This is a genomic window from Nocardia sp. NPDC051756, from assembly GCF_040681495.1.
In the GTDB taxonomy this organism is placed as follows: Bacteria; Actinomycetota; Actinomycetes; order Mycobacteriales; family Mycobacteriaceae; genus Nocardia.
Map to the genome: position 1 here is coordinate 225912 of NZ_JBFAYV010000002.1, position 18429 is coordinate 244340.

Annotated in this window: 14 protein-coding genes; 10 read left to right on the plus strand and 4 right to left on the minus strand. The window is 68.5% G+C overall.

From position 1 onward, the window contains the following. Positions 1–10: 10 nt before the first annotated feature. A complete protein-coding gene (locus tag AB0M22_RS07055; protein ID WP_364722116.1) occupies positions 11–1189 on the minus strand; it encodes an amino acid deaminase/aldolase in 1179 nt (392 codons plus the stop codon). 84 nt (positions 1190–1273) lie between these two features. Further along, entirely contained in the window at positions 1274–1753 is a 480-nt protein-coding gene (locus AB0M22_RS07060; protein ID WP_150402377.1) for a TetR family transcriptional regulator, read from the minus strand. 416 nt (positions 1754–2169) lie between these two features. Between AB0M22_RS07060 and AB0M22_RS07065 the strand changes: the two genes are divergently transcribed. Then, the gene (locus AB0M22_RS07065) at positions 2170–2916 is read left to right on the plus strand and encodes a tyrosine-protein phosphatase (RefSeq protein ID WP_364722119.1); all 747 of its coding nucleotides are present in this window, start codon (positions 2170–2172) and stop codon (positions 2914–2916) included. A 7-nt stretch (positions 2917–2923) separates the two neighbouring features. Here the strand turns inward: AB0M22_RS07065 and AB0M22_RS07070 are convergent, their stop codons facing one another. Both AB0M22_RS07070 and AB0M22_RS07075 read right to left on the minus strand, forming a co-directional pair. Continuing rightward, positions 2924–4189: a long-chain fatty acid--CoA ligase gene (locus AB0M22_RS07070; RefSeq protein ID WP_364722121.1), complete on the minus strand. Its 1266-nt coding sequence runs from the start codon at positions 4187–4189 to the stop codon at positions 2924–2926. 92 nt (positions 4190–4281) lie between these two features. Continuing rightward, complete coding sequence (locus AB0M22_RS07075; RefSeq protein WP_364722123.1) at positions 4282–5076, minus strand: enoyl-CoA hydratase/isomerase family protein; 795 nt, start codon at positions 5074–5076, stop codon at positions 4282–4284. 38 nt (positions 5077–5114) lie between these two features. Here AB0M22_RS07075 and AB0M22_RS07080 point away from each other — a divergent pair, with 38 nt between their 5' ends. The 9 genes from AB0M22_RS07080 (at position 5115) to AB0M22_RS07120 (ending at position 18429) form a co-directional block, all read left to right on the plus strand. Continuing rightward, positions 5115–6137 (plus strand): glutathione S-transferase C-terminal domain-containing protein, encoded by a 1023-nt coding sequence (locus tag AB0M22_RS07080; protein ID WP_364722125.1) that lies wholly within the window; start codon positions 5115–5117, stop codon positions 6135–6137. A 97-nt stretch (positions 6138–6234) separates the two neighbouring features. Next, the gene (locus AB0M22_RS07085) at positions 6235–6966 is read left to right on the plus strand and encodes a hypothetical protein (RefSeq protein ID WP_364722127.1); all 732 of its coding nucleotides are present in this window, start codon (positions 6235–6237) and stop codon (positions 6964–6966) included. After that, on the plus strand, positions 6963–7967 hold the full coding sequence (locus AB0M22_RS07090) for an ATP-binding cassette domain-containing protein (protein ID WP_364722129.1): 1005 nt from the start codon (positions 6963–6965) through the stop codon (positions 7965–7967). The genes AB0M22_RS07085 and AB0M22_RS07090 overlap by 4 nt, the downstream gene beginning before the upstream one ends. Continuing rightward, positions 7964–8746: an ABC transporter permease gene (locus AB0M22_RS07095; RefSeq protein WP_364722131.1), complete on the plus strand. Its 783-nt coding sequence runs from the start codon at positions 7964–7966 to the stop codon at positions 8744–8746. The genes AB0M22_RS07090 and AB0M22_RS07095 overlap by 4 nt, the downstream gene beginning before the upstream one ends. 57 nt (positions 8747–8803) lie before the next feature. After that, positions 8804–12475 carry an ABC transporter ATP-binding protein gene (locus AB0M22_RS07100; RefSeq protein ID WP_364722133.1) on the plus strand — a complete coding sequence of 1224 codons (3672 nt, stop codon included), beginning with the start codon at positions 8804–8806 and terminating at the stop codon, positions 12473–12475. Positions 12476–12601: 126 nt separating this feature from the next. Further along, complete coding sequence (locus tag AB0M22_RS07105) at positions 12602–16387, plus strand: multifunctional oxoglutarate decarboxylase/oxoglutarate dehydrogenase thiamine pyrophosphate-binding subunit/dihydrolipoyllysine-residue succinyltransferase subunit (RefSeq protein WP_364722135.1); 3786 nt, start codon at positions 12602–12604, stop codon at positions 16385–16387. 111 nt (positions 16388–16498) lie between these two features. Further along, positions 16499–16840 carry an ESX-1 secretion-associated protein gene (locus AB0M22_RS07110; RefSeq protein ID WP_364722137.1) on the plus strand — a complete coding sequence of 114 codons (342 nt, stop codon included), beginning with the start codon at positions 16499–16501 and terminating at the stop codon, positions 16838–16840. Beyond that, complete coding sequence (locus AB0M22_RS07115; protein ID WP_364722139.1) at positions 16837–17136, plus strand: WXG100 family type VII secretion target; 300 nt, start codon at positions 16837–16839, stop codon at positions 17134–17136. The genes AB0M22_RS07110 and AB0M22_RS07115 overlap by 4 nt, the downstream gene beginning before the upstream one ends. Positions 17137–17139: 3 nt before the next feature. Further along, on the plus strand, positions 17140–18429 hold the full coding sequence (locus AB0M22_RS07120) for a hypothetical protein (protein ID WP_364722141.1): 1290 nt from the start codon (positions 17140–17142) through the stop codon (positions 18427–18429).

Below are 18429 nucleotides of genomic sequence, written 5' to 3' on the forward strand. Positions count from 1 at the left end.
GAATCCCGGCTCAGCCGAAGCACTTTCCTTCGCCGCGGTAGGTGGGGACGGTGGTCCGGGTGCCATCGGAGTCGACCAGATGCACCTTGTCGAAACGCTCGCACAGCTCGCCCGCCTTGGCATGCCGGAACCACACCCGGTCGCCGATGCGCAGTTCCGACGCACCGGTCAGCGGCGTCTGTACCTCGCCCGCGCCCTCGGTGCCGATCAGACCTAATCCCTTCGGCCACACCGGCTTCGGCACGCGCGAGGCCCCGGTCGGACCGGACGCGATGTAGCCGCCCGCGAAAACCGTTGCGATAGAAGGGGTCGGGCGACGCAGCACCGATGTCGCGAAAAACAGTGCGGGCCTTGGCGTGAAGGACCGGTAGTGGTCGAACAGCGTGGGCACGTACAGCCCGGAACCCGCGGTCACCTCGGTGACATCCGGGTCGGCGGTGGAGACCTCGATGGATCCGGAGCCGCCGCTGTTCACGATCTCCAGCTTGCCGGTCACCGACCGCACCGCGTCGAGCACGCGCTTGCGCCGCTTGGTGATCTCCGCCGCGGAGGCCCGCTTCATCAGGCGCAGCGCGACATTGCTGTCCGGCATGCCGGCGATCTGCGCCTCGTAGGTCATCACGCCGACCACGTCGAACTTGCGCCGCAGCGCTTCGCTGGCGAGGGCGACGGCCTGCTCCGGGGTGCGGATCGGCGAGCGGCGCACGCCGAGGTGGATCGGGCCGATGCGGAGGGAGGCGTCGACGTCGAGGCATACCCGCGGGCGCACCCGGTCGGTGCCGACGGCGGCGCGGATGAGCGTCAGCTGGTCGACATCGTCGATCATCAGCGTGATGGAACGCAGCAGGGTCTCGTCGGCGGCGAGTTCGGCCAGTCCGGCGCGGTCGACGGTCGGGTAGCCGAGCAGAATGTCGCGGGCGCCGCAGCGGACCAGCCAGATGGCCTCGGCCAGGGAGTAGGACATGAGGCCGGCGAAGCCGCCGGCGGCGGTCAGCTCGTCGCCGAGCACGGTTTCGAGGATGGCGCGACAGCGCACGGATTTGCTGGCGACCCGCACCGGGACACCGTTCGCGCGGCGCACCAGATCGGCGGCGTTCGCGCGCAGAGCGGTCAGATCGAGGGCGGCCAGCGGCGGGTCGAGCTCGGCGGTGGCCGCGTGCAGCCCCGCAATGGGAGATGTCTCGCTCACAACCCCAACTCAACCATCAAACTGGTCAAACGTCCAGTATTTGCGGGTTCCCCATTTCGCGAGGTCACCGCGCCCGTGGGCCGACTAGATTTCGGCGGCCCTGGTCGCCAGGCTGCTCACCAGATCGTCGAGCACCACCAGCATTGTCTCGTCATTGCAGTCGGCCAGCCAGCGCAACACGGTGCCCTGCAGCACCGAGACCGCGTAGGCGGCGATGGCCTCGACCGGTTCCAGCCACTGCGCGCCCGAACGATCGGCGCACAGTTGCAGGAAGGCGGCGACCTCGGTGTCCATCTCCCGATAGACGGCGGACGCGGCCGGGTCGGCTATGCAGTCGGTCTGCACCGCCCACCGCTCACGCAGGGTCTGCACCGTCGCCTCGTAGGCCTGGACCTGCTTGGCCGGCGCGGCCTTGACCAGTGGCCAGTACGCGCTCACGCCGGCGTGCAGTAGCACACGTAGCGCGCGCACACCTCCATGGTCCAGTGACGCGGCCGCCTTTTCGACGGCCTCGCAGATGGTCGGCCGCAGCCGAACCACTGCGGTGTCTCCTCGTACGCTCAACGACGACTCCCTCGGCGAAAAGATCTCGCGCACCCTCGTCGGCGCGACTCGTCGAACATGGCGGGCAATTCGCTGGAAACCCCAGGCTGCCCGGTCCAACGTTCATCAATGGTAGAGGGTTTCCGGGGTTTGAGAACAGGTTCAGTGGGTAATTCCAGACTGAAAGAATGTTTTGTTACCCAAACGGAATAGTGGGGGTACCACTCCGCCCTGCCCGGATTTCCCTCCCTCGGGGTCACTCTCAGCCCTGCCCGGCTGATAAGCAGACCGTTGTCCACTGTACGGGCGGGCTCGAACGCGGCCGGAATCCTGTGGCCGATCACACAGGTGAACCGCGCAAATCGGTCACCTACCGGTGCGCAGTTCGATCCGGGAACGACACCCGCTCGATGCCGACGGCCGGATAGCCTTGGTCGGTGACTCTCTCGCCGCCTGCCGACCAGTACTTCATCTCCGGCACCTTCAACTTCCGCGACCTGGGTGGACTGCGCACCGAAGACGGCGCGAAGATCCGCCCCGGCGTGCTGCTGCGCTCGGCGCAGCTGACCGGCCTCGACGAGGCGGGCCTGGCCGCCCTGCGCGCACTGCGGGTCAGCGACGTGCACGACCTGCGCGGCGAACGCGAGATCGACCACATCGGCCACGACCGGGTGCCCGAGGGCGTGCGGGTGAACGTCACCCCGTTCGACGCGCGGATGGCCGAGGCGCCGCCGCACCACACCGACGCGCAGGGCGCGTTCACCCACATGCTCGAGGTCTACCGGATGTTCCCCGCGCTGCCCGAGGCGCACGCGGCGATCACCGCGCTCGCGGAGTCGATCGCGCGCGGCGACGGCGCGGTGCTGGTGCACTGCGCGGCGGGCAAGGACCGCACCGGCTGGGCCATCGCCACGCTGCTGCGCGCGGTCGGGGTGGCCGAGGCCGATGTGCGGGCCGACTACCTGGAGAGCAACGGCGCCGTCCCGGCGTTGCGCGCCATGATGACGACGAAACTGCTGGGTGGCGAGGAACTTTCGATCGACCTGCTCGGCGTGCGCGAGGAGTACCTCAGCACCGCCACCGCGTCGATGCACGAGTTGCACGGTGACGTCGACACCTATCTGACGGCCGCCGGGATCACCCCGGCGCTGCGGGCACGGCTGCGCGAACGGATGCTGGAGTGAGACAGCATCATTCGTCCTGAGCCGGACCGCGGCGGACCAGGCCGTCTGCGTCGATGGTGACCTGATCGCCGGTGTGGAACCAGGTTCCGGTGAAGCGGGCGGCGGTGGTGGTCGGGTCGTTCCAGTAGCGCGGGCAGACGTTCGGGCCGCGGCACAGCAGTTCGCCGTGACCGACCTGCGCCTGCGGACCCCACAGCGCCAATTCGGTACCGCCGAACGGGAATCCGAGCACGGTGTCGGCGTCGGCCGCCGGTTCCGCGTCATCGACGGCGAGGCCGATGCCGCTGGTTTCGGTGGCGCCCCAGATCGACCATTGCCGTGCGGCGGGGAACATTTCGCGCAGTTCGGCGGCCAGATCCGCCGGGGTGGCCTGCGCGGCGGCCCGCTCGCCGCGGTGGCCGGCCTTGCTGATCCGGGCGATGTCCTCGGTGCGCACGCCGTCGTTGCGCAGGGCGGCGAGCTCGGGCAGCAGGCCGGCGAAGATCCGCGGCGTCGCCGAGACCATGTCGATCCGTTCGGCCACAATGGCTTCCGCGAGTCCCCGGCCGTCCCTGGCCAGCACGACGGTGCCGCCGACGGCGAAGGTCGGCAGCAGTTGATCGACGCAGCCGCTGGCATGGGCGAGCGGCAGCAGCACCAGGTTGCGCAGTCCGTCGGTCGGCAGATCGAGCGCGGAGACCACCGAACGTATTGCCGACAGCAGGTTTTCGTTGGTCAGCTCCACACCCTTGGGTGCGGTCGTCGCGCTGAGCTGGGTGCCGCTGGTGTAGCTGAGCAAGGCCAGATCACCCAGTGCCGCACCGTCATCGATGTACGCCGCGCCGTCGGGCAGCTCGGCCCCGCGCGCGATGTCGCGGCCGAGCACGAAATCCGCACTACTGTCGGCGATCACCCGCTCGGCCACCGCGTCCGGCAGGCCGTCGTGCACGAGCACCGGCACCGCGCCGCTGAGCAGCGCCCCGAGAAACGCCTGCACCCAGCGGACACCGGTGGGCATGTGCACGGCGACCCGATCGCCGTAACCGATGCCGTGCTCCTGCAATCCGCCCGCGATGCGCGAGGCGGAGTGCCACAGCTCCCGATAGGTCAGCCGCGGGCCGCCGATCTCGACCACGGCCTCGCGCTGGGAGAAGGCGTGCACCTGTAAGTCGAGTAGCTCGGTGAGCGCCGGGGTGAGGTTGCCGTAGCGCAGCACGCCGTCGGCCCCGCGCGCCAGCGGGTTAGCGCTGGCATACGGGCGGGTCAGGGGGTATTCGACGAGCAACTGCGACATTCGTCCTCCGCGCGCCTCGAGTCAGCAGGCACTGCGACTATATGACGCGAGTCACATTTTAGCCGGGAGAGGCGACGAACGTGTCCGGTCTGTCACCGCCCGGTGTAAGTCGCCTTCCCCGGACCGACCTCGAGGAAGCTGCGCACCGCGCCTTTCAGGTCGGCGGTGTCGAACAGCGCGCCGGATACCGCGGGCGTCACCGAATCCGCGTGTGCCACACCGCCGGAACGCCAGGCCTCGATGATCTGCTTGGTCGCGGCGTGCGCCACCGTCGGGCCGTTCGCCAGGCGGTGCGCCAATTCCCTTGCCGCCGTGTCGACGTCGTCGTGGACGGCGTTCACCACGCCCCAATCCGCCATGGTCGCCGCGGTGTACAGGTCACCGGTCATCACGAATTCGCGCGCCCGGCCCGAGCCCGCGCGTTCGGCGAGTCGCTGCGGTCCGCCCATCGACGGCGTCAGCCCGACCACGGTCTCCACCAGGCCGAACTTCGCCTTGGGCGCGGCCAGGACGATGTCGCAGGCCAGCGCGATCTCGAACGCGGCGGTCAGGGTGAGGCCGTGCGCGGCGAACACCACCGGGCACGGCAGCGCCTCGATCGGGTGGATGATCTGCGCGAACAGGGTCCGCCACAGTTCCGCGCCCTGTTCGACCGACAACCCGTCGAAGACGTGCACGTCCACGCCGCCGGAGACCAGCTTGCCCTCGGCGCGCAGCAGCACCGCGCGCGGCGGGTCGGCCGACAGCTCGGCGACGTCCTCGATGAGCGCGTCGAGCATCGCCCGGTCGAACAGGTTCAGCGGCGGATGGGCGAGCGTCAGCGTCGCCACCTCCGCGCCGCCGTCGGTGATTTCGCGTTCCAGGCGGGTGGCCTTCGTATCGGTCATTCGGTCAGACTAGGTCCTGCGTCTGCGAGACTGTCCAGGTGACCAAGTCGGTGGAAAGCGGCTCCTACGTCGAGCCCGGCGAGTTCAAGCGGGATACGAACTACATCACCACGCGAATCACGGCCGACGGCGGCGAGGGCTACGCCGTCGAGCCGGGCCGCTACCGGTTGATCGCGGCGCGGGCCTGCCCGTGGGCGAATCGCACGCTGATCGTGCGCCGCCTGCTCGGGCTGGAGGGGGTGCTGTCGCTGGGGTTGTGCGGGCCGACGCACGACAAGCTCAGCTGGACCTTCGATCTCGATCCCGGCGGCGTCGACCCGGTGCTCGGCATACCCCGGCTGCGCGACGCGTATCTGGCCCGGTTCCCGGACTATCCGCGCGGCATCACCGTGCCCGCGGTGGTGGACGTGCCGACCGGGCAGGTGGTGACCAACGACTACGCGCAGATCACCCTGGATTTCTCCACCGAGTGGACCGAGTTCCACCGCGACGGCGCGCCGCAGCTGTATCCGGAGGCGCTGCGCGCGGAGATCGACGAGGTGAACCTCGCGGTGTTCCGCGACGTCAACAACGGCGTCTACCGCTGCGGTTTCGCCGGCTCGCAGGAGGCCTACGAGACCGCCTACGATCGGCTGTTCCATCGCCTGGACTGGCTGACGGAACGGCTTGCGACGCAACGCTATCTGGTCGGCGACACGATCACCGAGGCCGATGTGCGGCTGTTCACCACGCTGGCCCGGTTCGACCCGGTCTATCACGGCCACTTCAAGTGCAACCGGTCCAAGCTGAGCGAGATGCCGGTGCTGTGGGCCTACGCACGCGACCTCTACCAGACCCCCGGTTTCGGCGACACGACCGATTTCGCGCAGATCAAAGAGCACTACTACGTGGTGCACCGCGACATCAATCCGACCGGAATCGTGCCCAAGGGACCGGACCTGGAGAACTGGCTGACCCCGCACGGCCGGGAAGCGTTGGGCGGGCGACCGTTCGGCGACGGCACCCCGCCCCTGCCGCCGGTGCTGGCCGAGCGGGTACCCGCGCTGCGCCAACCGGACTGATGGAACCGATCAGGCTGGGTACATCGTTGTCATGACGAGCTGAGGTGAGCTGGTGCCATACAGTTCAACCAGCAGACCGAAGAGGAGGGTGCCGCCGATGTTCAAAGGCGCGTTCGAGAAGACGGTGGTCCAGCTACTCGATACCGGGTCTCGCTTGCAGGGGCCCGCGGTCGCCAAGTATGTCGACCGGATCCGGCGTTCCCACCCGTCGGAAAGTCCCGCGCAGATCATCGAGCGCCTGGAGGGGCAGTACCTGCTCGCGGTGACCGGTAGCGGCAGCGCGGTCGGCGCTACGGCGGCGGTACCCGGCGTCGGCACGGTCGCGGCGATCGCCGCGGTCAGCGCGGAGACCACCTTCTTCATGGAGGCCTCGGCCGTGTTCACCCTGGCGGTGGCCGCGGTGCACGGCATCTCGCCGGAGGACAAGGAACAGCGCCGGGCGCTGGTGCTGGCCGTCGTGCTCGGCGAGGGCGGCATGGACATCGTGCAGAAGACCGTCGGCACCTCGGCGAAGAACTGGGGCACGGTGTTCGCCAACCGGATCCCCGGGCTCTCCTCGATGAACGACTCGCTGCTCAAGCGCTTCATCGTCCGCTTCATCACCCGCCGCGCCGCGTTGATGGCCGGCAAGGTCGTGCCCGCGGGCATCGGCGCGGTGATCGGTGGCGTGGGCAACCGGGCGATGGGCAAGACCACGATCAAGAACGCGCGCGAGGCCTTCGGACCCGCGCCGGTGGTCTGGCCGGCCGACCGGCACCTCATCGTCGACGCCGATCCGCTCACCGCGATCGACCCGACGAAGCCGCAGACACCCACCAAGCCGCAGTGACCGCGGTGCCGTCGCTCGCCTTCTCCGTTCGCGGCCTGACCAAGCGCTACGGGCTGGTCCCCGCCATCGAGAACGTGAGTTTCACCGTCGCGTCCGGCAGCACCGCGGCGCTGGTCGGGCCGCGCGGTGCGGGCAAGACCACTGTCGCGCGGACGTTGCTCGGGCTGCTCGTGCCGACCTCGGGGACGGCCTCGGTCGGCGGGCCCGGAGCGAATCGGGCGCGCGGCGAAGGGGATCGGGACGTCAGCTCGGCGCGGGTCGTCGGCGGCGTGCTCGCGCCGCGCGGACTGCATCCCGGCCGGACCGCGCGCGACCATCTGCGGGTGTATGCCGCGGCGGTCGGTGTGTCGGATGGGCGCGTCGAGGAGGTGCTCGAACTGGTCGGGCTCGGCGAGGAAGCCGGATCGAAGGGCGGCGCGCTGTCGGCCGGTCAGCAGACGCGGCTGGCGTTGGCGACCGCCGTACTCGGCGATCCGCCGCTGCTGATCCTGGACGAGCCGATGGACGGCCTCGAAGCCGCGGAACGTGGCTGGCTGCAAGACTTTCTGCGCAGGCACGCCAAGCGCGGCGGCAGCGCGCTGGTGACCAGTGAGAGCCTCGCCGCGGTATTGCCGGGGGCGGACAGTGTGATCGTGCTCAGCGAGGGTGCGGTGGTCTATCAGGGCACTCCGGCGCGGTTGCGCCGCGGTCATCCCGATCGTTTGGTCGTCGCCGCGTCCACGCCGATCGCGCTGGCCACCACGCTGGCCGCGCGCGGGTTCACCGACGCGGTGATCCGGCCGGACGGGCGACTCGCGGTGGCCGAGGCGACCGAGTCCGACATCCGGGACGCGGCGACGGCGGCGCAGGTGCGGCTGGACAGCATCATCCCCGACCTGATCCATCCCGACCGGGTGCTCGCCTCGCTGACCAAGCCGCAGGCTCCGCCGGTCTCGCCCTACCCCGGTCTCGCCGGGGCCGCTCATCAGCCGACGCCGACGCCATACGGAATTCCACGATGATCACGATTGTGCCCCCGGACCTGGTGCCGTCCATCAACTCCGAGGTCCGCAAGGTCAGCACGCTGCCGCTGAGCCGGATCCTCGCGGGCGTGCCGCTGGTGGTCGCGCTGATCGCGAGCGGGGCCAGCGCACTGCTGGCGGGCAAGGCCGATCCGCGCGGCGAACCGGTCACCGGCACCGCGACGATCGGGCTCTACGTCGGCATCGCGGTGGTGGTGCTGGCGGCGGCCGTGTTCGGTGCGGTCGGCAGCGGTGGCGAGTACCGGCACCAGACCATGCCGGTGACCGCGCTGTTCACCGCGGACCGCGATCGGCTCACCGCCGCGAAGCTATTGGTGACCGGCGTGTTCGCGTTGGCCGTCGCGCTCGCGGTCGAGGCGGTCGCGGTCGTGACGCTGCTGGCTTTCGGGCGCGGCAAATTCGACCTCGACCTGGAACTGGCCGCGGTGCTCGGCGGCGGTCTGCTCGCCGCGGTCTGCTGGTCGGTGATCGGCGCCGGGCTCGGCTTGCTGCTGCGTTCGTCGTCGACCGCGATCGCGCTGGTGCTCGGCTGGCTGGTCATCGCCGAGCCGTTGCTCTGGCTGATCGCCAACGGCGTCGGCGCGACCGGCTTCGTCACCCTCTTCCCCGGCTCCACCACGATCAGCACCATCGCCGTCGGCTCCTACCCCGACAGCGACTTCCTCGCGCCCACGCCCGCCGCTGTCGTGGTCCTGTTGCTGTGGACCATCGGCATCGGGGGCGCGGGCTGGTGGAATCTGCGCCGCCTCGACCTCTGAGCCTGCGCACTGCGGGAACAAAAGACGTGTCGGTGAGCGTCGTTACCGTGGATGGTTATGGGCGGGGTTGTCGAAGCGAGTGCACACACCGAGTCGCCTGAACGCGACCCGGACGGTCCCGGCTGGATTCGCCGGCTGTGGGCCGAAAGCCGGTCGCACAAGGGCACGCTGGCGGGTCTAGGGGCGGCCGTGCTGGCGGGTGCCGCGGTGGAGATCGCCGGGCCGCTGCTGACCAAGCGCGCCGTCGATGCCGCGGGCACCGGTGAGACCGCGGTGATCGGGGTGGTCGCCGGGCTGCTGGTGTTGCTGGCGCTCGGCCGATTCGCGGCCGGATTCGGGCGGCGGCTGCTCGCGGGCAAGTTGTCGCTGGATGTGCAGCATTCGCTGCGGGTGGATCTGCTCGGGTCGCTGCAACGCCTCGACGGGGCCGGGCAGGACGCGATCCGCACCGGGCAGGTGGTGTCGCGGTCGATCACCGATCTGCAATTGGTGCAGGGGTTGCTGGCCATGGTGCCGTTGTCGAGCATGGCGGTGCTGGAGTTCCTGCTCGCCGCGGTGGTGATGATGTGGTTGTCGCCGCCGCTCGCCCTGCTGGCGCTGCTCGTGGTGCCCGCGATCGCGGTGGTGGTCTATCGGGTCCGGCCGAAGCTGTACGCGGCCACCTGGTCGGCGCAGCAGCGGGCGGCCGATGTCGCGCAACACGTCGAGGAGACCGTCACCGGCGTTCGGGTGGTGAAGGGGTTCGGGCAGGAGGCCCGGATGGTGGACGTGCTCGAAAAGCACAGTCGCACGCTCTATTCCGAACGGATGCGCGCGGCCGCGGTCGACTCCCGGTTCGCGCCGACGGTGGCCGCGATTCCGCAGCTCGGCATGGTCGGGGTCATCGTGCTCGGTGGTCTGCTCGCGTTGCACGGGACGATCGGCATCGGCACCTTCGTCGCGTTCGCCGCGTATGTCGCGACGATGACCGGGACCGCGCGGATCATGGCCGGGGCGCTGGTGCTCGCGCAGCTGACCCGGGCCGCCGCCGAACGGGTGTACCAGGTGATCGATACGGCGCCGATCGTCACCGATCCGCCCGAGCCCACGCCGCTGCCCGCGGGTCCGCTCGGCATCGAAATCGACGCGGTGACTTTCGGATTCGACCCGGAACAGCCGGTGCTGCGGGAGCTGGACCTGACCGTGCGCCCCGGCGAGACCGTCGCGATCATCGGGCCGGCCGGTTCCGGGAAGACCACGCTCTCGCTGCTGCTCCCCCGGTTCTACGCGCCGAACTCGGGCCACATCCGCTTGTTCGGCAACGACGACGATCGCGTCGATCTCGCGGATCTGCGCGCCGCCGACCTGCGCGGCGCCATCGGAGTGGTGTTCGACGACCCGTTCCTGTTCTCCGACACCATCGCGGCCAATATCGCCATCGGCAGGCCGGAGGCGACCGACGCCGAGATCCGGCAGGCCGCGTCGTCCGCCGCGGCCGACGAGTTCATCAGCGAACTCCCCGACGGCTACGACACCGTCGTCGGCGAACGCGGGCTGACGCTGTCCGGCGGGCAACGTCAACGCATCGCACTGGCCCGAGCGCTGCTGGCGCAGCCGCGCATCCTCGTGCTGGACGACGCGACCTCCGCGGTCGACGCGATCACCGAGGCCGCGATCTTCGGCACGCTGCCCGATCAGGCCGGGCGCACCACCTTGATCCTGGCGCACCGGGAATCGACGCTCGCGCACGCCGATCGGGTCATCCGGCTGCCCGCACCGCTGAGCGCGCACCTGCCCACGCACGGCTCGGCCGCCGCGATGCCCACGACTGTCGCCAACGGCAGTGCGGGGCGCACCTTCGCCGCCGCGGCCGCCGATCTCACCGAAACTCCTGAGCTGCGCCGCAATATCGCGCTGCTGCCGCCCGCCACCGAGCAGCCGCGACTCGATGATCAGCGGATGCGGCAGCCCGATCCCGAGTTCCGGCTGACCAGGTTGTTGCGGCCGGTCCGCGCGCTGGTGTTCGCCGCGATCGGGTTGCTGCTGCTGGACGCGCTGATCGGGGTCGCCTTCCCGCCGATCGTGCGGTTCGCCATCGACAGCGGGGTCACCGGGGACGATGCCGGTGCGCTGGGCGTGGCCGCCGTGCTCGGTCTGCTGCTGGTCGCCGCGGGCTGGCTGGTCGGCGCGGCGAACACGCTGATCACCGCGCGCACCGGCGAACGGGTGCTCTACGGCCTGCGCATCCGCAGCTACGCGCACCTGCAACGGCTCGGGCTCGACTACTACGAGCGGGAACTGTCCGGCCGGATCATGACGCGGATGACCACCGACCTGGACTCGCTGTCCACGTTCATGCAGACCGGGCTGGCGACCACGTTGATCGGCGCGCTGACCTTCGTCGGGATCGCGGTCGCGCTGTTGGTGATCGACGTGTCGCTGGCCTTGGTGGTGCTGGCCACGCTGCCGCCGCTGTTCGTGGCGACCGCGCTGTTCCGCCGGTTCGCGTCGACGGCGTACACGGTGTCGCGGGAGAACGTTTCCACGGTGAACGCCGACTTCCAGGAGAACGTCGCCGGACTGCGTGCGGTGCAGGCCAATCGGCACGAGCCGGTCGCGGCCCGGCGGTTCGCCGAGTACTCCGATCGCTACCGGCGCAGCCGGATGCGCGCGCAGGCCTCGATTGCGCTGTACTTCCCGTTCGTCACCGCGTGGTCGGGCGTCTCGCTGGCCGCGGTGATCTTCGTCGGCGCGCGCGAGGTGGCGGCGGGCACCACGACGGCGGGCACGCTGATCGCGTTCGTGCTGTATCTGGATCTGTTGTTCATGCCGGTGCTCGCGCTGTCGCAGGTGTTCGACGGATATCAGCAGGCGCGCGTCGGGCTGCGCCGGATCGGCGAGCTGTTGCGCACGCCGTCGGCGATCGCGACCGATCGCGCCGACTCGGTGCCGATCGAGCAGCGGCTGCACGGCGAGGTCGTCCTGGACAACGTGCGCTTCCACTACCCCGGCGTCGAAGCGCTCGCCCTGGACGACGTGTCGCTGACCATCCCCGCGGGCAGCACCCTCGCTCTTGTCGGCCCCACCGGCGCGGGCAAGTCCACCATCGTCAAATTGCTGGCCCGCCTCTACGACCTCCCGGCCGACGGCACCGGCGCGATCCTGGTCGATGACACCGACATCCGTGATTACCGTCTCACCGACTACCGCGCCCGGCTCGGCATCGTCCCGCAGGAGGCACACCTCTTCAGCGGCGACGTGGCGAGCAACATCGCCTTCGGCAAGCCGTCCGCGACCGCGGCCGATATCGCCGAAGCCGCAGCTGCGGTCGGTGCGAGCGAGATGATCGCCGCCCTCCCGCACGGCATGCGGCAGCCGGTCGGCGAGCGCGGCCGCGGCCTGTCCGCGGGCCAGCGGCAGCTGATCGCGCTGGCCCGCGCAGAGCTGGTGCGCCCCGACCTACTCCTCCTGGACGAGGCCACGGCTACCCTCGACCCGGACGCCGAGGCCTCGGTGCTTGCCGCGAGTCGATCGCTGACCCGTGGCCGGACCACCGTCCTCGTCGCACACCGGCTCGGTACGGCCGCACGGGCCGATCGGATCGCCGTCGTCGAGCACGGCCGGATCGCGGAAATCGGGACCCACGCCGAACTGCTCGCCGCGGCTGGACCGTATGCCGCACTGTGGTCGGCGGCACGTGAGACCGGGGGAATATTCTTGGTTACGGACAAGTCGTCTTTTATGAGGTGAGGTTTGTCGGGTGGTCAGTCGCTCCGTCGGTTTGCTGCTGGGCCTATCCTCAGATAGGGCGCATCGGCGCGATTCCGCTGATCCCCGTGCCGGGCACGTCACAAACGTCGCAGCGCGAAGAACGAAATGAGGCGAACACCTGCTGTGAGCAGCTCAACTTCCCAGTTCGGACAGAACCAGTGGCTAGTCGATGAGATGTATCAGAAGTTCAAGCAAGATCCATCTTCGGTCGATGAGAGTTGGCACGAGTTCCTCGCCGATTACACGCCCGAAGCCACGGGTGATTCCGGTAACAGCTCGGCCGCTCCGGCCGCGGCCGCTCCCGCGCAGGCGCCGACCCCGGCTCCGGCACCCGCGTCGGTGAACTCGGCCCCCAAGGCGAACGCGGCGCCCAAGGCCGCCGCGCCCGCGCCGGCCAAGCCCGCGGCCCCCGCGCAGGCGCCGGCGAAGGCCACCGCGCGCACACCGCAGACCACCCCGGCGCCGACCTCCAACGCGGCCCCCACCTCCGGCGCCCCGAAGACCGACACCGCGGCCGACGAGGCCAAGGTGCTGCGCGGCGCGGCGGCGGCAGTGGCCAAGAACATGGCCGCGTCGCTGACCATCCCGACCGCGACCAGCGTGCGCGCCATCCCGGCCAAGCTGATGATCGACAACCGGCTGGTCATCAACAACCACCTGGCCCGCACCCGCGGTGGCAAGATCTCGTTCACCCACCTGCTCGGCTTCGCGATCGTCAAGGCGGTCAACGCGTTCCCGAACATGAACCGGCACTTCGCCGAGATCGACGGCAAGCCGAACGCGATCACCCCCGCGCACACCAACCTCGGCCTGGCCATCGACCTGCCCGGCAAGGACGGCAACCGTTCGCTGGTCGTCGCGGCGATCAAGGGCACCGAGGCGATGACCTTCGGCCAGTTCCACACCGCCTACGAGGACATCGTCCGCCGCGCCCGCGACGGCAAGCTGACCTCCGACGATTTCTCCGGCGTCACCATCTCGCTGACCAACCCCGGCACCATCGGCACCGTGCACTCGGTGCCGCGCCTGATGCCGGCCCAGGGCGCCATCATCGGCGCGGGCGCGATGGAGTACCCGGCCGAGTTCCAGGGCATGAGCGACGAGCGGATCGCCGATATCGGCGTCGGCAAGCTGATGACGCTCACCTCCACCTACGACCACCGCATCATCCAGGGCGCGGAGTCCGGTGACTTCCTGCGCACCATCCACCAGATGCTGATCTCCGACGAGTTCTACGACGAGATCTTCCACGGCCTCGGCGTGCCGTACGAGCCGGTGCGCTGGCGCAAGGACATTCGCGAACGCGGCGTCGACAAGAGCACCCGCGTGCTCGAGATGATCGCCGCCTACCGCAACCGCGGCCACCTGATGGCGGACACCGATCCGCTGCGGCTGGTCAAGGACAAGTTCCGCAGCCACCCCGACCTCGACGTCACCCAGCACGGGCTGACGCTGTGGGACCTGGACCGCACGTTCAACGTCGGCGGCTTCCACGGCCAGGAGCAGATGAAGCTGCGCGAGGTCCTCTCGGTCCTGCGCGACGCCTACTGCCGCCACGTCGGTGTGGAGTACACCCACATCCTGGAAACCGAGCAGCTGCAGTGGATCCAGGAGCGGGTCGAGCAGAAGCACGTCAAACCGACTGTCGCCCAGCAGAAGTACATCCTGAACCGGCTGAACGCGGCGGAGGCCTTCGAGACCTTCCTGCAGACCAAGTACGTCGGGCAGAAGCGCTTCTCGCTGGAGGGCGCCGAGGCCGTCATCCCGATGATGGACGCGACCATCGACCAGTGCGCCGAGCACTCGCTCGACGAGGTCATCATCGGCATGCCGCACCGCGGCCGGCTGAACGTACTGGCCAACATCGTCGGCAAGCCGTACTCGAAGATCTTCACCGAGTTCGAGGGCAACATGAACCCGGCAGGCGCGCACGGCTCCGGCGACGTGAAGTACCACCTCGGCGCGCACGGCACCTACCTGCAGATGTTCGGCGACAACGAGATCGAGGTCTCGCTCACCGCCAACCCCTCGCACTTGGAGGCGGTCGACCCCGTGCTCGAGGGTCTGGTCCGGGCCAAGCAGGACCTGCTGGACAAGGGCGACGGCCCGGAGGGTTACTCCGTCATGCCGTTGATGCTGCACGGTGACGCCGCGTTCGCGGGTCAGGGTGTGGTGGCCGAGACGCTGAACCTGTCCGGTCTGCGCGGCTACCGCGTCGGCGGCACCATCCACATCGTGGTGAACAACCAGATCGGCTTCACCACGGCGCCGGAGAACAGCCGCTCCACCGAATACTCCACGGACATCGCGAAGTTCATCGGCGCGCCGATCTTCCACGTGAACGGCGACGACCCGGAAGCCTGCGACTGGGTGGCCCGGCTCGCGGTCGACTTCCGGCAGAAGTTCCGCAAGGACGTCGTGATCGACATGGTCTGCTACCGCCGTCGTGGCCACAACGAGGGCGACGACCCGTCGATGACCCAGCCGGCCATGTACGACGTGATCGACACCAAGCGTTCGGTGCGTAAGGCCTACACCGAGAGCCTGATCGGCCGTGGCGACATCTCGCTGAAAGAGGCCGAGGACGCGCTGCGCGACTACCAGGGTCAGCTGGAGCGGGTGTTCAACGAGGTCCGCGAGCTGGAGAAGTACACGCCGGAACCGAGCGAGTCGGTCGAGGACGACCAGCGGGTGCCGACCACCGTGCAGACGGCCGTGGACAAGACCATCCTGCAGCGCATCGGCGACGCGTTCCTGAACGTGCCCGACGGATTCAACGTGCACCCGCGCGTGAAGCCGGTGCTGGAGAAGCGTCGCGAGATGGCCTACGAGGGCAAGGTCGACTGGGCCTTCGCCGAGCTGCTGGCCTTCGGCACGCTGATCGACGAGGGTCGCGCGGTCCGGCTGACCGGTCAGGACTCCCGGCGCGGCACCTTCACCCAGCGGCACTCGGTGATCATCGACCGCAAGTCGGGCGAGGAATACACCCCGCTGCACAACATCGGCAGCAAGGACCCGGGCTGGTTCGCGGTGCACGACTCCGCGCTGAGCGAGTACGCCGCCGTCGGCTTCGAGTACGGCTACTCGCTGGGCAACGAGAACGCACTCGTGCTGTGGGAGGCGCAGTTCGGCGACTTCGTCAACGGCGCGCAGTCCATCATCGACGAGTTCATCTCCTCCGGTGAGGCCAAGTGGGGTCAGCTCTCCGACGTCGTGCTGCTGCTGCCGCACGGCCACGAGGGTCAGGGTCCGGACCACACCTCCGGGCGCATCGAGCGGTTCCTGCAGCTGTGTGCCGAGGGCTCGATGACGGTTGCCGTGCCGTCCACCCCGGCGAACTACTTCCACCTGCTGCGCCGCCACGCGCTGGACGGCATCCGCCGCCCGATGATCGTCTTCACCCCGAAGTCGATGCTGCGCAACAAGGCCGTCGTGTCGGATCTCAAGGACTTCACCGAGAGCAAGTTCCGCTCGGTGTTCGACGAGCCCTCCTACGAGCAGGGCATCGGCGACCGCAGCAAGGTCAAGCGGGTCCTGCTGACCAGCGGCAAGCTCTACTACGAGCTGGCCGCCGAGAAGGCCAAGCAGAAGCGTGAAGACGTCGCGATCGTGCGGATCGAGCAGCTCTACCCGCTGCCCACCTACCGCCTGAACGAGTCGCTCGACCGCTACCCCAACGCGACCGATATCGCGTGGGTCCAGGAGGAACCGGCCAACCAGGGCGCGTGGCCCTTCTTCGGCCTCAACCTCCCCGAGGTCCTGCCCGAGCGCCTTGGCAAACTGCGCCGCATCTCCCGCCGCGCCATGTCCGCCCCGTCCTCGGGTTCGAGCAAGGTGCACGCGGTGGAACAGGCGGAGATCGTCGCCGAAGCCTTCGAGCCGACCAACTAATAGTTAGACCACCGGACGCCGGGTCGACTCCGCTTTTCCAGCGGATTCGACCCGGCGTCCGGCATTTCCCGTGGTCGACACCGGTGCGCGCGGTCAGTAAACTTCGCCACCATGAGCGACGGGGGTACGCCGGTGACACCCGGCCAGCAGGTTTCGGTCATTCCCGAGCAGGTTCGCGACGTCGGTAAATACGTCTACGAACTGGCCGAGGCGCTGCGTTCTGCGCTGGATTCCGCCGCCAAAGACGTCGACGCACTGACCAACGGGAGCTGGACCGGCGACTCGGCCACCGAGTTCGCCAACGGCTGGACCGATGTCCGCGACGGCGGGGTGCAGATCATGTCGGCCTTGACCGGTATGGCGGAAAAACTCGGCATCACCGCCGATACGTACCAGAAGCGCGACGAAAGCAATGCCGCCGCATTGGACACCTCCAGTCTGGACCTGCCATGAGTTCGGAATTCGCGGTCGACCTCGAACACCTCGACCAGATCGTCTCCCGCCTCGCCGGGCTCGCCGGCTTCGTCGCCGACCATCTCGATGAAATCGACGACCGCGTCGCCGCACTGCACGGCACCGGCTGGGAAAGCGTTGCCGCCCAGGCCTATGCCGACGCCCATCGCCAATGGGCTACCGGTGCACGCGAATTCGTCGAAGGTGTGCGCGAGATGAGCGACGCGGCAAAACAGGCGCATGGGCGCTATACCCGAGCGATCGAACTCAACAGCAAGATGCTGCAAGGGGGTTGAGCCGTGCGCATCGACTGGCAGACCTACTACGACGCCGGCAAGAAATGCCACGACCTCGCCGCCGAGCTGCGCCGTGCGGACAAACCGGTGCACGACGCCGTCAAAGGCGAATGCGCGGGCATGGCGGGTGACGCGCCCGGTTGCAAAGAGTGGGGCGAGAAATACGACGGCGCCGCGCGCGACGTGATGCAGTCGTGCACCGACCTCGCGGACGCCCTCACCAACTTCGGTTATGTGCTGTACGCGACCGGATACAACTACGGCATCAGCAACAAGAGCAATCCGCCACCCGATCGGCCCGATGTTCGCGAGGTGTCGAAGTATCAGGTCAGCATCCCGACCTCGGTGCGCAACAACGGAATCGGCATCGAACACCACGGCGGCGTGCAGGAACTCTTCGATGCCTTGATCGCCAAGATCCTGGAGCAGTTCGGCAAGCTCCCTAACGGTGATATCGCGAAACTCGCGAAAGCGTCGTCCACCTGGACCACCTTCGCCAACCACCAAACCGTCACCGGCGCGGCAGCCCAAATCACCACCATCATCGGCTTATTCGACAACATCGACGACAAGACGAACCTGCCCCCGATCCTCGGCCACCTCGAAACCCTGCGCAACGGCGCAACCCAGGTCGCCGCCGCATCCCAGAACCTGGCCACCCCGGTCGCCGAATACCACACCGGCACAGTCGATGTGCGCGGCAACTTCGAATCCTCGATCACCCAGGCCGAATGGGCAATCGGCCTCACCGTGGTCGCCGCCGCGGCCGCCGCCTTCTTCACCTTCGGCGGCAGCGCGGCCGCCGGAGCAGGCGGCGTCGGCGTCATAGCCACCAACACCGTCAACACAATCCGCACCGTCTACCAGGGCAGCAACCTCCTCAAAGCAGTCGGCCTAGCCACCGCCGCCGCCGGAGCCGTCGGCATCATCAAATCCTTCGACAAAGTCCCCGACCTAACCACCACCCTCACCTCCCTAGCCACCATCATCGCCATGCGCGTGCTCATCGATGATGACGACGACATAAATCCGAATAGTCCTAGCGGCGCATTCACGACAGCCTCACAAACTACAAGAATCAATAAGATAGCCAACTACTACGGCGTCCCCGCGAAGGACGTAAAAGACGCGATTCACAGAATAAAATCGTACAGCGGGTGGCGCGGTGACGGTTCAAATAGAAACCCAGATGTCGTGGTAGATTTGGAAACTGGCGACGTCTTTGTAAAGAAGCCAGATGGAACAGCCTCCGACGACAGCATCGGTAACATACGGCAAGAATTGGATCGATGA